At 54.8% G+C, this 13754-nt stretch carries 16 protein-coding genes and 1 tRNA gene; 9 read left to right on the top strand and 8 right to left on the bottom strand.

Annotated features, from left to right (window positions below):
* Positions 1–12: 12 nt before the first annotated feature.
* Positions 13–1452 (bottom strand): RtcB family protein, encoded by a 1440-nt coding sequence (locus E3E28_RS01035; protein ID WP_167915074.1) that lies wholly within the window; start codon positions 1450–1452, stop codon positions 13–15.
* Positions 1453–1551: 99 nt separating this feature from the next.
* Between E3E28_RS01035 and E3E28_RS01030 the strand changes: the two genes are divergently transcribed.
* The gene (locus tag E3E28_RS01030; protein WP_167913687.1) at positions 1552–2955 is read left to right on the top strand and encodes a flippase; all 1404 of its coding nucleotides are present in this window, start codon (positions 1552–1554) and stop codon (positions 2953–2955) included.
* Here E3E28_RS01030 and E3E28_RS01025 read toward each other — a convergent pair.
* Genes E3E28_RS01025 through E3E28_RS01005 form a run of 5 tightly spaced genes read right to left on the bottom strand, consistent with a single transcriptional unit; the run spans position 2952 to position 5449 of the window.
* On the bottom strand, positions 2952–3392 hold the full coding sequence (locus tag E3E28_RS01025; protein ID WP_167913686.1) for a hypothetical protein: 441 nt from the start codon (positions 3390–3392) through the stop codon (positions 2952–2954). The two genes, E3E28_RS01030 and E3E28_RS01025, sit on opposite strands and share 4 nt — an antisense overlap.
* A complete protein-coding gene (locus tag E3E28_RS01020) occupies positions 3389–4324 on the bottom strand; it encodes a tRNA (cytosine(49)-C(5))-methyltransferase (RefSeq protein ID WP_167913685.1) in 936 nt (311 codons plus the stop codon). Before E3E28_RS01020 ends, E3E28_RS01025 begins: the two co-directional genes overlap by 4 nt.
* A gap of 9 nt (positions 4325–4333) precedes the next feature.
* On the bottom strand, positions 4334–4759 hold the full coding sequence (locus E3E28_RS01015; protein ID WP_167913684.1) for an archease: 426 nt from the start codon (positions 4757–4759) through the stop codon (positions 4334–4336).
* The gene (locus E3E28_RS01010) at positions 4756–5220 is read right to left on the bottom strand and encodes a type II toxin-antitoxin system VapC family toxin (protein WP_167913683.1); all 465 of its coding nucleotides are present in this window, start codon (positions 5218–5220) and stop codon (positions 4756–4758) included. The genes E3E28_RS01015 and E3E28_RS01010 overlap by 4 nt, the downstream gene beginning before the upstream one ends.
* Positions 5189–5449 (bottom strand): ribbon-helix-helix protein, CopG family, encoded by a 261-nt coding sequence (locus tag E3E28_RS01005; RefSeq protein ID WP_167913682.1) that lies wholly within the window; start codon positions 5447–5449, stop codon positions 5189–5191. The genes E3E28_RS01010 and E3E28_RS01005 overlap by 32 nt, the downstream gene beginning before the upstream one ends.
* A 90-nt stretch (positions 5450–5539) precedes the next feature.
* Here E3E28_RS01005 and panB point away from each other — a divergent pair, with 90 nt between their 5' ends.
* Both panB and E3E28_RS00995 read left to right on the top strand, forming a co-directional pair.
* Complete coding sequence (gene panB, locus E3E28_RS01000) at positions 5540–6391, top strand: 3-methyl-2-oxobutanoate hydroxymethyltransferase (protein WP_167913681.1); 852 nt, start codon at positions 5540–5542, stop codon at positions 6389–6391.
* Positions 6392–6529: 138 nt separating this feature from the next.
* Positions 6530–6946 (top strand): hypothetical protein, encoded by a 417-nt coding sequence (locus tag E3E28_RS00995; protein WP_167913680.1) that lies wholly within the window; start codon positions 6530–6532, stop codon positions 6944–6946.
* On the opposite strand, the gene E3E28_RS00990 is transcribed toward E3E28_RS00995, so the two are convergent.
* Both E3E28_RS00990 and E3E28_RS00985 read right to left on the bottom strand, forming a co-directional pair.
* A tRNA-Thr gene (locus tag E3E28_RS00990) sits at positions 6947–7023 on the bottom strand.
* Positions 7024–7062: 39 nt separating this feature from the next.
* On the bottom strand, positions 7063–7878 hold the full coding sequence (locus E3E28_RS00985; protein ID WP_167913679.1) for a phosphatase PAP2 family protein: 816 nt from the start codon (positions 7876–7878) through the stop codon (positions 7063–7065).
* 106 nt (positions 7879–7984) lie between these two features.
* Here E3E28_RS00985 and E3E28_RS00980 point away from each other — a divergent pair, with 106 nt between their 5' ends.
* From E3E28_RS00980 to E3E28_RS00955, 6 genes are all read left to right on the top strand, one after another.
* Entirely contained in the window at positions 7985–8431 is a 447-nt protein-coding gene (locus E3E28_RS00980) for an HAD family hydrolase (protein WP_167913678.1), read from the top strand.
* 1 nt (position 8432) lies between these two features.
* Complete coding sequence (locus tag E3E28_RS00975) at positions 8433–9032, top strand: YigZ family protein (protein ID WP_167913677.1); 600 nt, start codon at positions 8433–8435, stop codon at positions 9030–9032.
* A gap of 147 nt (positions 9033–9179) precedes the next feature.
* The gene (locus E3E28_RS00970) at positions 9180–9458 is read left to right on the top strand and encodes a hypothetical protein (RefSeq protein WP_167913676.1); all 279 of its coding nucleotides are present in this window, start codon (positions 9180–9182) and stop codon (positions 9456–9458) included.
* 202 nt (positions 9459–9660) lie between these two features.
* Positions 9661–11433: a ribosome biogenesis/translation initiation ATPase RLI gene (locus E3E28_RS00965; RefSeq protein ID WP_167913675.1), complete on the top strand. Its 1773-nt coding sequence runs from the start codon at positions 9661–9663 to the stop codon at positions 11431–11433.
* A 40-nt stretch (positions 11434–11473) separates the two neighbouring features.
* Complete coding sequence (locus E3E28_RS00960; protein ID WP_167913674.1) at positions 11474–12448, top strand: AIR synthase family protein; 975 nt, start codon at positions 11474–11476, stop codon at positions 12446–12448.
* Positions 12449–12486: 38 nt separating this feature from the next.
* The gene (locus tag E3E28_RS00955; protein WP_206203781.1) at positions 12487–13752 is read left to right on the top strand and encodes a hypothetical protein; all 1266 of its coding nucleotides are present in this window, start codon (positions 12487–12489) and stop codon (positions 13750–13752) included.
* The last annotated feature ends 2 nt before the right edge of the window (positions 13753–13754 follow it).

Raw genomic sequence — 13754 nt, 5'->3', positions numbered from 1 at the left:
GGAAAAGACGGGTCAGCCCTTCGCGACGCCCATCGGGCGCATTCTCGCGACAAGCTTCGCTATACCCGCCTGGTGGACGACGCTGACGACGTTGTCGACGCTCTTGTAGGCACCCGGCGCCTCCTCCGCAACGACCCTGAGCGAGGCCGCGCGGACGTAGATTCCCCTCTTCATGAGCTCGTTCCTGAGCCTGTCACCGCGGTACTGCCTCGTTGCGGCCTTCCTGCTGAGAAGCCTTCCTGCGCCGTGGCAGGAGCTTCCGAAGGTTTCCTTCATCGAGCCCTCGGCTCCGGCTAAGACGTAGCTCGCGGTTCCCATCGAGCCCGGAATGAGAACCGGCTGTCCTACGTCGCGGTAAGCTCTCGGCACGTCCGGGTGGCCGGCAGGGAAAGCCCTCGTCGCTCCCTTCCTGTGGACGACGACCTTGACCTTTCTTTCGTCAACCTCGTGCTCCTCCACCTTCGCTATGTTGTGGGCGACGTCGTAAACGATGTGCATCTCCATATCTTCCGCTTTCCTCTTGAAGACCTCCTCGAAGCTCTCCCTGACCCAGTGGGTTATCATCTGCCTGTTGGCCCAGGCGAAGTTCGCGGCCGCTTTCATCGCGCTGAAGTACCTCTGACCTTCTTCGCTCTGGAAGGGAACGCTGACAAGCTCGCGGTCGGGCCAGGGGATTCCGTACTTCCTGTTGGCCTTCTCCATTATCCTGAGGTAGTCGCTCGCCACTTGGTGGCCGAGACCGCGCGAACCGGTGTGGACCATCACGACGACCTGCCCCTCGAAGAGGCCGTACGCTTTGGCTATCTCCTCGTCGTAGATTTTGTCAACGACCTGAACCTCAAGGAAGTGGTTTCCTGAGCCGAGGGAACCGAGCTGTGGCGCACCCCTCTGCTTTGCCTTCTGGCTTACCGCACTTGGGTCTGCTCCCTCCATTCTCCCGCCTTCCTCAAGGTGCTCCAGGTCCTCCTTCCAGCCGTAGCCGTTGTCAACGGCCCACTTGGCGCCGTCAGCCAACACGTCGTCGAGCTGGCTCCAGTGAAGCCTTACCCTTCCCTTGCTTCCAAGTCCGCTCGGGACGTTCTTGAAGAGCGTGTCAACGAGCTCCTTGATGCGTGGTCTTACCTCCTTCTCGGTGAGGTTGGTTCTGATGAGCCTGACACCACAGTTGATGTCGTATCCGACGCCTCCGGGGCTTATCACGCCCTCCTTCACGTCGAACGCCGCGACACCTCCAATCGGGAAGCCATAGCCCTGATGACCGTCGGGCATAACGATTGAGTACTTGTATATGCCGGGAAGCATGGCAACGTTGGCGGCCTGCTCCAGCGTCCTGTCTTGGCGCATCTTCTCGATGAGCTGGTCGTCAGCGTAAACCCTGCCCGGAACGCGCATCCGCCTGTCGAACTTGGGAATCTCCCAGCGGATTTTGTCTATTCTCTTCAACGGCACCATGGTTCTCACCCTTAGGGTATTCTAACGCCGGAACTTTAAAACCTTAGCACCGAATTTCCAACCGCTACTCCTTTATACGGGTCATCCGAAAATCCTTCGATGGCCAGGAACCTGCTCAAGAACATCGGACACCTGATGGCGGGTAGCTTCGCGAGGAGTATAATAATGGTCATCTTCACGATTTACATAATCAGGGTTATCAGCGTTCAGGACTTTGGAATCTACTCGACAGTTCTCGCTTTCTCGGCCATAACGACGGCCTTCGTCAACTTCGGTCTCGATACCTACCTCACCCGCGAGGCCAGCAGGGACAAGGAGATTTTCATTCCCCTCCTCAAAACGGTGACGAAGGCCCGCTTCCTGCTCTTCGCCCTCTCAGAGGTTATCCTCTACGCGCTCCTCAAGGTCCTCGGCTATCCAGAAGAGGTCATCTTCCTCACCCTCGTCTTCGCCTTCGACCCTCTCCTCTGCTTCCTCCTCGATTCCATCTACTCAATCCTTTACATCGAGGGCAGAACGCATCCGGTCGCGCTGGCCGAGTTTGGAAAAAGGGCCCTTCTCCTCCTCTTCGTGCTCTTCACTGCCCGCTACGGCCTCCCCTGGATTGTTGTTTCCTACATCGTGGCCGACCTAATAGTCCTCGCCTTCCTTTACGCTGACTACAGGAAGCTTGTGAGGGACTTCCCTCGGGGGAGCAGTGTGTCTATGAGGGAGGTTCTCAGGAAGAGTCTTCCATTCTCCCTCCAGACTTTAACCGGCCTCTTCTTCTGGAACGTTGACATAATGATGGTTTCAAAGCTCCTCGGAGCTGTCGCGACGGGATTCTACAACGTCGGCGCGACGATTTTCAAGGCGATATACTTCATTCCCCAGTCCTTCGGCTCGGTGCTATTCCCCAAGATGAGCGAGGCCCACCACGAGGGCAACCTCGAGAGGCTCCGCGGGCCAATCCTCGAGTCCACCAAGAGCCTTCTCTTAATAGCGATTGGCATCGTGCTCTACTCCCAGACGAGCCTTCCCTACTACATTCCCCTGCTCTTCGGCGACAAGTATGCTCCTGCGATGAAGCTCATGGGGCCGATGTCGCTAATAGTGCTCTTCTACTTCCCGGCCTTCATCGGTCAGAACCTCCTCATGGCAATCGGGCGCGAGAAGGAAGCCGTCAACACGCTGGTCTTCGCGAACATCGCCAACTTCATCCTGAACCTGATTTTCATAAGGCTCTTCGGACTCCTCGGTGCCGTCTACGGAACGGTGGTCAGCCAGGCCCTCTTCCTTGGGGCGACGGTTTACTACCTCCGCGACGTCCTCCCGAAGGTTCTCCCACCAATGGAGCTCGCGAGGGGTCTCGTCTGGGGAACCCTTGCGTGGGTTCTCACCGCTCTGGCCGTCCTCTGGCTGGAGAACTACGTAAAGCCTGACTGGGCCGATAACCTGTACTTCCTGACGCTCTACCTGCTCTACAAAACGGGGATAATAAAGGTGGAAGGCTTCAGAATCTAATCCAGCCTCAGCCTCCTCTCCTTCGGGACGTAGTTGAGTAATCTCCCGTTCTTGGCCTTGGCCGAGCCGAGGTAGTAGGAGCGCCATTTGAGGAGCACCCAGCCGTCCGGCACGTCAACTTCCACGCTCTCCCCAGCCAGGTAGCGCCTTGCCCGCTCGTCGTCCAGCTCGATGACGTTCTTCGTCGCCTTCGGTCCGACGAGGAAGGCACCCTCAATCGTCAGCCTTATTCCGTCGCTCTCTATCCTGCCGAAGTAGATTCCCCTCCTGCCGGTGTCGCTTATCTTCAACTGACAGGGCTTGTAGGCGTAGACCTTGCTGTGGTTGCCCCTTATCTCGTAGATTAGCTCCGGAGCATAACCGTAGTTCTCGATAAGGAGCCTTTTGACGAGCTCGGCATCGCCGGTTTTCCCAATCTCATCCCTCGGGTTGCTCATTCCCCATCACCCGGTTTGACTATCTTTGCAATGAAAAACGCCTCTGTGTCGTTGTCGTTCGGGTGTATGCGCAGGGCCTTCTTCAGCTCGTCCGAGTATGTCTTCCCCTCCCACTCGAGGACTGGCTCGCTCGTCTTCACGGGCAGGTCTATCTTTTCAAGCCTCGCGTCGGTCTTCCTCAGGAGGTAGTCAACGACCTCCTCGTTCTCAAGCGGGTCTATCGTGCATGTGGAGTATACGAGAGTTCCGCCGGGCTTTAACGCTTTGTAGCCCGCCAAGATGAGCCTCTTCTGAATGTTCATGTACTTGACGACGGCCTTCTCACGCCACTCCCTCAGGAAGCGCCAGCTCTTTCGTATCATTCCGACCGAGGAGCACGGTGCATCCAATAGAACCCTGTCGAAGGTATTCTCGAAGCGCGCAAATCTGGCCCCGTCCCTCGTCGTTACCCTCGCTATCAGAACACCCATCCTGTTGAGGTTCGCTGTCAGGACGTTGGCCCTATCCCTGTTGGGGTCGTTTGCTATTATACAGCCTTCATTCTCCATGTACTGGGCTATTTGCCCGGTCTTCGAGCCCGGCGCAGCGGCCATGTCGAGAACCAGCTCCCCCGGCCTCGGCTCAAGAACCACCGGCGGAATCATCGAGCTCGCTTCCTGGCCGAAGATTAGGCCCAGGCCGTGCTCCGGAACCTTCGCGAGGTTGTCAACGTTGATGAAGAACCCCTCCCTGACCCAGGGAATCGGTTCAAGCTCGAACTCCTCTCTGAGTCTCTCAACAACAACCTCGAGCGGTGCCTTGAGGGTGTTCACCCTTATGCTCTGCCTGAGTGGCCTAACCATGAACTCCCAGAACTCGTCCGAATCGTCGAGCTTTGAGTAGCGCTCGTAAAATGGGGGATTGGTTTCCTTGATAACGTCCCTCGCGCTCATCCAATCACCTCACAGGTCGGGGACGAACTGCGCCATCCAGCGCCCGTCCGGCAGTTTCTCAATCCTCATGTCATGGTAGGTTATCGCCTTAACTTCCTCCTTTGGTTCGTGCTTCTCGCTTAAAGGTTCGCCACAGGCCTTTGCTTTGAGGCGGTAGCCGTTCTCTGTCTTCTCTATCTTGACCCTGACGTCGCCGAAGACTAACCCTTCCATGTCGTGGAGCACCAGGAGTTCCTCAAGGAAGCTGTACAGGAGCGCCTCCAGGTCCTCTTCCTCCACCTCAACCTCGCGACACTCCCTCGGCTCGACCTTCCTCACGTTCACCATAACATCAAAGAGACCTAATGCAACAGCCTCGAAGGCCTCCTCCAGCGTTGAGCCGTAACCGCGAACGCCTATGTCTGCCGTGTGCTCGTAGTGCTCCCAGGTTCTCATTCTCTCACCCCCACGAGAATTGAGTTCAGGCCCTCTTTAAGGGCCACCTCGTGAAGCCTCCTGTCGACGGTGTAAAAGGCATCGGCCTTTACGTACTTCGCCGAAACTATTTGCAAGGCGTCTGCCTGATAAATGTGATACCTCTCAATCAGCTCCCACGCATCGGCGAGGAGCAGGGAATGAACGGGAACGACCTCAAGGACACCCAGCCTCGTGAACCGCTTTACCTCCGCCAGGAAGCCCCTCTTCAGGAAGTTGAACTCCTCCTCTGTGAGCTGGCCCCTCCTCAGCTTTTTGTCGAATATTCCGATTACCTCGCCTATGTTCCAGAAGCTGAAGGCCAGCTTTACCTCACCTCTGTAGGCGTCCCTGAAGGCTTTCTTCACGAGGTCGCTTCCGTTTTCGTTCAGATACCTCTTCAAGATTGCGCTACTGTCCAAGTAAACGCTCCTCGCGGTCATCCCTCATCTCCCTCAGGAGCTTTTCACTGCTCTCGCCACCCACGTCGAGTGGCTCGAACCACAGGGGAACCTCGGAGTCGTCAACGTCCTTCAAGACCTCGTTTATGAGGTAGTTCATCAGCGCCTCCTCCAGCAGTCTGCTGACCTCGCTTCCCTCCCGAAGGGCCAGCTCTTTAAACTCCCTCCACAGTTCCTCATCGACGTAAACGCTCGTCTTAACCTTGCCCATGCCACCACCTGTAGGTAATTACCGACGTTGGTATATAACCCTATCGAAACCGTTAATTAGACCGCCGTCGAAACGAAGGCAGGTGGTTGCATGAGGGAGGTAACGCCCAAGAGAATCCGCGAGATGAAGGGGAAGGAGAAAATCACGATGGTGACGGCCTACGATTATCCCTCGGCGCTCCTGGCGGATACAGCGGGAATTGACATCGTCTTCGTTGGCGATTCCCTCGGAATGGTCGTTTACGGCGATAACAATACGCTCAACGTGACGATGGAGCAGATGGTCTTCCACACAAGGGCCGTTGCAAGGGCCGTTAAGCGGGCGCTCGTTTTAGCGGATATGCCCTTCTCCAGCTACGAGGTTAGCGTCGAGGAGGGCGTTAAGAACGCCGTTCGATTGATTCAGGCCGGTGCCGATGCTGTGAAGATTGAAGGCGGTGCCGACTACGAGAAGCTCGTCAGAAAGCTCGTTAGAATGGGAATTCCGGTTATGGGCCACACCGGTTTAACTCCCCAGCGCTATCTAAGGCTCGGTGGCTACAGAATCACCGGCGAGACGGAGGAGGAAATAGAGGAAATCCTGCGCGACGCGAAAGCCCTTGAGCGGGCCGGGGCCTTTGCCGTTGTGCTTGAGTTCGTCTTGGCCGATGTTGCGAAGCTCGTAACTGAGGAGGTCTCGATTCCAACGATAGGAATCGGGGCGGGCCCGTACGTTGATGGCCAAGTTCTGGTCTGGCACGACCTCCTTGGAATTTACGAGAGCTCGCCTCCCTTCGCCAAGCGCTACGCCGAGCTTGGGAAGATTATCCGGGATGCCCTGGGTCAGTACAACCGCGAGGTCAAGGCTGGAGAATTTCCAAGTTCCGAACACTACTGGGAGTACCAGGACAAGGAGGACTTCGAGAGGAAGGCGAAAAACGCCCTCAGAAGGCTCGACCTTTAAGTTCTTTCGGCGACTTTTTGGATTCCTTCCAATTTCGTGGGTTTCCAGTCCTTCTTTGTAACTACTCCGTGGTTTTGGATTGTTTAAACTTCAAGGTTTATAAGGGGTTATTGTGGAATATTCAATGGTGGCAGTGGAATGTTCAACGTGACGAGGAGTGCAAGGGGCAACAAGCGGCTCTTAGCGATGGTCTTCGCGTTCTCAGTGGTGGCAGTGGTATTCATCGGTTTCGTAGTGGCTACCGGCTCGAGCGCCACCTACCACGTAACCCTGAGCCCCAACTCCCCTTACTACTTTTCCATTTCGGGTAGCTTCCTGACCCTTTCCGTGCACGTTTCTTCTTCCGAGCCTGTTACTGTTTGCATAACAGACTCTACCGGTCTTGCAAAGCTAAAGGCGGGTGGAAGGGCCCTGTGCTACCTCTATGCCCAGGACGTCACTGACATGAGTAGGGTTTGGAGAAGTCCCAACGACGGCCAGTTCTACCTCGTGATAATATCGGACAAGCCCGCAGAAGCGACGGTTACCATAGAGCGCGGAATCCTTGTAAAATGATGGAGCCGGGACCGGGATTTGAACCCGGGACCTGGGGATTACGAGTCCCCCGCCCTGCCGAGCTAGGCTACCCCGGCACCGTTCTAAGGAACAGGCCAGGCATTTATAAGCTTTTCTCAGGGCTGGCTGAGGATGCTCCGGATTACCATCAGCCACTTCTGGGGGTCGAGGGCTATGAGGAGCATCAGTGTTGCCAGGACGAAGTTGAACATGGTAAGGGCGCCAAGTGATTTGAGCTCAAGGCGGTAGAGGCTCCGGGGAATCCTTACCGCCCATCCGTCCGTTACGCGGGAAACCGCCCATGCAAGGAGGAAACCCGTGAGGACGTCGTATATCCAGTGGTGCCCGAGGAGCACGGTGGCGAAGGGGATTATCGTGTTGATTGCTATGAGAACTTTTCCCCCAAGACGCTTTCTGTACTTCCAGATTGTTATGATGTTTATCGCAGCGAAGGTGTTGTGCAGTGACGGTAATACGAACTCCTGCCTCGTCAGCAGGGTGTTATCAACGGAGTATCCGGGGATGTGGTAAACGTAGTGCGGGGCGTGGATGTGGAATATTAGGTAGACGGTTCCCGCTCCCGCGTACGCCATCAGGTACCTTGCGAGGAGCTCGTCCGAGGTTTTAAGGTCACGCAGGTACAGCAGGATGTAGAGAACCATGAACGCTATTGAACCCGCGAATCCGAAGTAGTAGACTCCCCTTAGGGTTGCATAGAGCGGAGGTATCGAGCGGGTGTAGTGGAGGAGTCCAAGAACAAGAGACCTTGACGTAAGGGGAAGTTTTAAGAATTCTCTGGTGACATCAACGCTCCACCTGCCGATGTAGCCGTAAAGGACGCCGAAGGCTATCCACCCAAAATAACTGAGGATGAACGCGTTGAGCCTGACGAGGACCTCCCTGTCACGAAGCCTCGCAAGGAGTGGGTTCATTTCTTATCCCCCGGAGTTATGGCCTAACTCGCCCATTATGTATCCCGGAACATTTTGGAAGCCAATCCTTTAAAAACTTTGCACTTAACCCCGGAAGGGTGGTACTGTGGAAATACCTGGTTACGGAAAGCTTGAGTTTGGGACGGTCCTTTTTGACCTGAATGGAACGCTCGGTGTCGATGGAAAGGTCCCAGAAGACGTCAAGGAGCTCCTCGCAAAGCTCGCCGACCGCTACACAGTGGTCGTTCTCAGCGCTGACACGTTCGGAACCCTTGAGGAGGAGTTCAAAGGGTTGCCCGTTAGAATCGAGAGGGTCTCAAGCGGTGCCGAGAAGGCCGAGATTGCCGAGGGTTACGCTCCTTATGTGGCCGTTGGCAACGGGAACAACGACGTTGCTATGCTTGAGAAGGCTGAGCTGGCCTTCTGCGTGATTGGGCAGGAAGGGGCGACCGTTGATGCACTCCTCGCGAGTGACATAGTCGTCACGGACGTTAGGGACGCGATAGAGATGCTCCTCAACGAGAAGAAACTCGTAGCGACTCTGAGGAGGTAGTATGAGGACTCTAAAAGGCGTCGGGACGGCCAGACTCGTTGTGAAGAAGTCGGTCTTCATCGGCTACGCCTCGCCCGTTAAAAACGAGGAGGAAGCCAAGGCATTTATCGCAAAAATTAAGGCCCACCACGGCGACGCAAACCACAACGTCTCTGCCTACGTTATAAACGACGGTCGGAACTTCGCGGTCCGCTACGATGACGACGGCGAGCCGAAGGGGAGCGCCGGAAAGCCCGTCCTGAAAGTGATTCAGAACAAAGGCCTGAGCAACGTGGTCGTCGTGGTCACGCGCTACTTCGGCGGGATAAAGCTCGGCTACGGAGGACTCGTTAAGGCCTACGGCGAGACCGCTAGCAGGGCCATAGAGAACGCGGGAATCGTTGAGGTTTACGAAACGGAGCGTTTTCAGGTTACCTTTCCTTACAGCCTGTTCCACACGGTTAGGGAAACCATAGAGAAGGCCGGTGCGAGGGTCGTTGGCGAGGACTACTCCGGGAGCGTTACCTTCACCGTTGAGGTAAGAAAGGGCGAGGCCGAGGAACTAATGGAGTTTTTGATGGAGAAAACGAGGGGTAAGGTGAAGGTAAGAGGCTCCCCATAAGGATGTTTGGGTGGAAGCGGATACGAGGTCATCACGTGCTCGATAAGTTTTTTATCTTAGAGTAGTGACTTTGTAATTAGGTGGGTTAATATTTCAATTGCTTTTAGGATGAAAAGCTTATAAGCTCCACTAAAGTACATATGTATGGTGGTGACCATGGACTTCGCTCTTTTCATGGAGAGGTACGGGTACAAGTTGCTCTTGGTAGTGGGCGTTGTCGTGGCGTTTGCTATCATCCTGGGCCCGTTTATTGTGTCCCTCTACAAGTTCAAAAGCCTGGGCATCCTCGTTGGGGTTGTACTCCTCATAGGGCTTGCTATCAGGGGGCTGGGCATAGGATTCGGAAAGTTCGTCTCCGACGCCATTTATGCCCACAGGCAGTCCCCCATGAAGAAGAACGTCCGCAGACTTGATGACAAGCCGTGACTCCCGCTTTGAACGATGGGTATCGCTTGGTTTATGACTTTTTCACCCTCTTCCATATACTGAAGACCCTCTGCGGTGTTCCCTTTACGTTGCCCATGTTGTTAATCGCCTTTTTGTTGTCTGACAGTGACGTGAGGATGTGGACGCTTCTTGCCCGCAACCCTTTAAAATCCTCGTCCTCAGCTTAGCCCGGTGGTTACAGATGGCGAGGATAGCGGTCATCGACTACGAGAAGTGTAACCCCGACAAGTGCGGTCACTTCCTCTGCGAGAGAGTCTGCCCGGTCAACCGAATGGGCGGTGAGGCGATAATCATAGACGAGGAAAACTACAGGCCCGTCATACAGGAGGCCAGCTGTACCGGCTGTGGAATCTGCGTTCACAAGTGCCCCTTCAACGCGATAACGATAGTCAACCTGCCGGAGCAACTCGACGAGGACTGCGTCCACCGCTACGGAATAAACGGCTTCGTCCTCTACCGCCTCCCCGTCGTCAAGGAGGGTATGGTCGTCGGAATCCTCGGTCCCAACGGAACCGGTAAGACGACGGCCGTCAAAATCCTCTCCGGCCAGCTTCTGCCGAATCTCTGCGGTGACAACGACTCCTGGGACAACGTGATTAAGGCCTTCCGCGGAAACGAGCTCCAGACGTACTTCGAGAGGCTGAAGAACGGGGAGATTCGACCGGTCGTGAAACCCCAGTACGTTGACCTGATTCCAAAGGCCGTTAGGGGAAAGGTCCGGGACCTGCTTAAGAAGGCCGACGAGGGCGGAAGGTTCGAGGAAGTCGTTAGGGAGCTTGAGCTCGAGGGAATCCTCGACAGGGACATAAGACAGCTCTCCGGCGGTGAGCTCCAGCGCGTTGCCATAGCCGCGGCCCTCCTGAGAAACGCGGAGTTCTACTTCTTCGATGAGCCGTCGAGCTACCTCGACATAAGGCAGAGGCTCAAGGTCGCCAAAATCATCAGGAACCTCGCCGACTCAGGAAAGAACGTCCTGGCGGTCGAGCACGACCTTGCTATCCTCGACTACATGAGCGATATAATTCACGTCGTTTACGGTAAGCCCGGAGCCTATGGTATCTTCTCTCAGCCCAAATCAACCAGAAACGGCATAAACGAGTTCCTCCGGGGCTACCTCCGCGATGAGAACGTCCGCTTCAGGCCCTACGAGATAAACTTCAGCAAGAAGAGCGAGAGGAAAAGCCAGGAGGGCGAAATCCTCGTCGAATATCCGAGGCTCGTGAAGGACTACGGCTCCTTCAGGCTCGAGGCCGAGGGTGGCGAGCTCTACATCGGCGAGGTCGTCGGAATCGTCGGTCCAAATGGAATCGGTAAGACGACCTTCGTGAAGATGCTCGCGGGAGTCGAGAAGCCAACGGAGGGCGAGATAGACTGGTCCCTTACCGTCTCGTACAAGCCCCAGTACATAAAGACCGACTACGACGGAACGGTTTATGAACTCCTCAGCAAGATTGACGCGAGCAAGCTCATGAGCAGTTTCTACAAGAGCGAGCTCCTGAACCCGCTCGGAATTCCAGAGCTCTACGACAAGAACGTCAACGACCTTTCCGGCGGTGAGCTCCAGCGCGTTGCCATAGTGGCCTGCCTGATAAGGGACGCCGACCTGTACCTCCTCGACGAGCCCTCAGCGCATCTCGACGTCGAGCAGAGGCTGGCGGTTTCGAAGGCAATCCGCTCGCTCATGGCCAAGAACGAGAAGACGGCACTTATAGTCGAGCACGACGTCATGATGGTTGACTACCTGAGCGACAGGCTGATTGTGTTTGAGGGCCAGCCCGGCAGGTTCGGTAAGGCGAGCAAGCCGATGGGCATGCGCGAGGGAATGAACCGCTTCCTGGCATCGGTCGGTATAACCTTCAGGCGCGACCCCGATACCGGCAGACCGAGGGCCAACAAGGAAGGCTCGGTGAAGGACAGGGAGCAGAAGGAGAGGGGCGAGTACTACTACACCTAAAGGCTTTTCTTTTCCTCCTCCAACTTCCCTTGGTGGTTGGATGAAGCCCGGAAAACTTCCTCCGGAACTCCTTGAGAAGCTCGTTCTCTCAAGGCTTCCATCAAAGGGTAAAGGTGTCATCGTCGGCCCGGGAACGGGGATAGACGGGACGGCATTGAAGGTTGAGGGGACTCTCGTTGCCTCCAGTGACCCCATAACAGGGGCAACGAAGAGAATCGGCTTTTATGCAGTCCACGTTAACGCGAACGACGTGGCAGTTATGGGCGCGGAGCCGAGGTGGTTTCTAACGACTATACTCCTCCCGGAGAACGCGGACGAGGGACTTTTGAGCGAAATAATCGACGAAATCTCGCGCGAGGCCGAAAAGCTTGGAGTTGCGGTCGTCGGCGGACACACGGAGGTAACCCCCGGCCTCGACAGGCCCATAGTGGTTGGAACGATGCTCGGCGAGGCCAAGAGGCTCGTCAGGCCCGATGGTGCGAAGCCAGGGGATGCAATAATCATGACGAAGTGGGCCGGAATCGAGGGAACCGCCATAATCGCGGAGGAGCTCTGGGAGAGGCTCGCGCCGATACTCGGAGAGGAGTTCCTTGAGCGTGCATCGTCCCTTATCGAGTACCTGAGTGTCCTTCCCGAGGCAAGGATTCTCAGGAAGGTTGCCAACGCGATGCACGACCCGACGGAGGGCGGAGTGCTCAACGGCATTCACGAAATGGCCGATGCCTCGGGTCTTGGCTTCAGGGTCTACGCCGAGAGGATTCCAATCCGCGAGGAGACGAAAACCCTCTGCAACTACCTCCACCTGAACCCGCTCGGTCTGATAAGCTCGGGCGTCCTTCTCGCCTCGGTTCCGAGGGATTACGCGAAAAAAGCCGTCGAGGAGCTTTTGAGCCACGGGGTAACCGCGAGCATCATAGGGGAGTTTTTAGCCGAGGAGAAGCGCGTTATAGTCGAGGAGAACGAAGAGAGGCCCGCGTGGAGACCCGAGAGCGACGAGCTGTGGAAAGTAGTATAGAGGATGCTTTAAAAATATACGAACACATGGATTTCAAGGTGTCAACGATGGAGAGAACCCTCGATAACTACATCAAACTCCCTCAGAATAAGTATGAGAAAGTCTCCTTCAGAAAGCTAATGGGTTATGTTATCCCTTCAACTACCTACGCTACCCATGGACTTTATATGTATCCTGCCAAGTTCATACCCCATGTTGTTCGCTTTGCGATTGAGAGATACTTGCCTGAAAAACGGGACTCGTGGGTCTTTGACCCCTTCGCCGGCTCTGGAACAGTTGCCATAGAGGCTACCCTTGCGGGTGTTAACTATCTGCTCTGGGATTTGAATCCCATAACTTCTCTCTTTGTCAAGGCTTCGACATATCAAGAGGAAGTTTCTGTTGATGATTTAGAAATCGATTTTGAGTATCCCGGAGAATTCGTACCAAAATGGCGTAACTTGGACTACTGGCATCCTCCCGAATTCCTCGAAGTTCTTAAGAGAGTCTGGGCTTATTATCATGAAGTTGTGCCGGATAACATAAAACCTCTTGTTGCCATACCCCTCCTCAAAGTCACGCGCTATTTTTCATATAGTGATGAGAAGATTGCAAAACTCTATAAATCCAAATACGCCAAGAAAAAGGTTGCCGAGTTACTCAATGGGGATTATCGCAAGAAAATGGAAGAAATGTATGCCAAAGAGGCAATGAGAGTTATTGAAAAAGTAACTGACTTTCAAAGCAGGGGGCCGAAAAAGGTGGAAGGGATAGTCCGAGCAGGGGTTGATAGCATTGAGATGAACCTTGAGAGAGAAGTGCACCTCTTGCTAACATCTCCCCCATACCTCCAAGCTCAGGAATATATCAGAAGCTTCAAACTTGAACTATTCTGGCTTGGATACTCCGAGGAATATATTCGTTCTCTCTCACGTCTGGAGATTCCTTACAGAAAACCCCCAGACGAGGAAGTTTTGAGTAATCTCTACTGGGAATACCGCGAGAGTGTGGAAGGCCTAAATCACCCAAAGCTGCTACAGATTTACGACTGCTACTTCAAGTCACTGGCCAGGTTTCTTAACAATGTCCATGATGACGTAAGGGAGCGAATGGCAATATTTGTGGGTCCAGTCAAAATTAGGGGAATACGTGTTCCTATTGATGAAATACTCAGAGAACATCTTGAGAACCTCGGATGGACTCACGAGAAGACTTACATTGATGAAATTGTTGCGAGAAGACTCTTTAAGTCGAGAACAAATCCCGCTACTGGTCTTCCCGATGAACGGACTCCCACGGAGCACCTGCTAGTCATGAGGAGGTGAAG

The organism is Thermococcus sp. 21S9 (genome assembly GCF_012027635.1).
Taxonomy (GTDB): Archaea; Methanobacteriota_B; Thermococci; order Thermococcales; family Thermococcaceae; genus Thermococcus.
This window is presented reverse-complemented; position numbering and strand designations above follow the sequence as displayed.

Excerpts from the sequence above, each read along its gene's own strand:
- E3E28_RS00995 (WP_167913680.1), top strand. The coding sequence starts at position 6,530 with ATGTTCAACGTGACGAGGAGTGCAAGGGGCAACAAGCGGCTCTTAGCG.
- E3E28_RS01035 (WP_167915074.1), bottom strand. The coding sequence starts at position 1,452 with ATGGTGCCGTTGAAGAGAATAGACAAAATCCGCTGGGAGATTCCCAAG.
- E3E28_RS00985 (WP_167913679.1), bottom strand. The coding sequence starts at position 7,878 with ATGAACCCACTCCTTGCGAGGCTTCGTGACAGGGAGGTCCTCGTCAGG.
- E3E28_RS01005 (WP_167913682.1), bottom strand. The coding sequence starts at position 5,449 with ATGGGCAAGGTTAAGACGAGCGTTTACGTCGATGAGGAACTGTGGAGG.
- E3E28_RS01030 (WP_167913687.1), top strand. The coding sequence starts at position 1,552 with ATGGCCAGGAACCTGCTCAAGAACATCGGACACCTGATGGCGGGTAGC.
- E3E28_RS00965 (WP_167913675.1), top strand. The coding sequence starts at position 9,661 with ATGGCGAGGATAGCGGTCATCGACTACGAGAAGTGTAACCCCGACAAG.
- E3E28_RS01020 (WP_167913685.1), bottom strand. The coding sequence starts at position 4,324 with ATGAGCGCGAGGGACGTTATCAAGGAAACCAATCCCCCATTTTACGAG.
- E3E28_RS01010 (WP_167913683.1), bottom strand. The coding sequence starts at position 5,220 with ATGACCGCGAGGAGCGTTTACTTGGACAGTAGCGCAATCTTGAAGAGG.
- E3E28_RS01015 (WP_167913684.1), bottom strand. The coding sequence starts at position 4,759 with ATGAGAACCTGGGAGCACTACGAGCACACGGCAGACATAGGCGTTCGC.
- E3E28_RS00975 (WP_167913677.1), top strand. The coding sequence starts at position 8,433 with ATGAGGACTCTAAAAGGCGTCGGGACGGCCAGACTCGTTGTGAAGAAG.
- E3E28_RS00960 (WP_167913674.1), top strand. The coding sequence starts at position 11,474 with ATGAAGCCCGGAAAACTTCCTCCGGAACTCCTTGAGAAGCTCGTTCTC.
- panB (WP_167913681.1), top strand. The coding sequence starts at position 5,540 with ATGAGGGAGGTAACGCCCAAGAGAATCCGCGAGATGAAGGGGAAGGAG.
- E3E28_RS01025 (WP_167913686.1), bottom strand. The coding sequence starts at position 3,392 with ATGAGCAACCCGAGGGATGAGATTGGGAAAACCGGCGATGCCGAGCTC.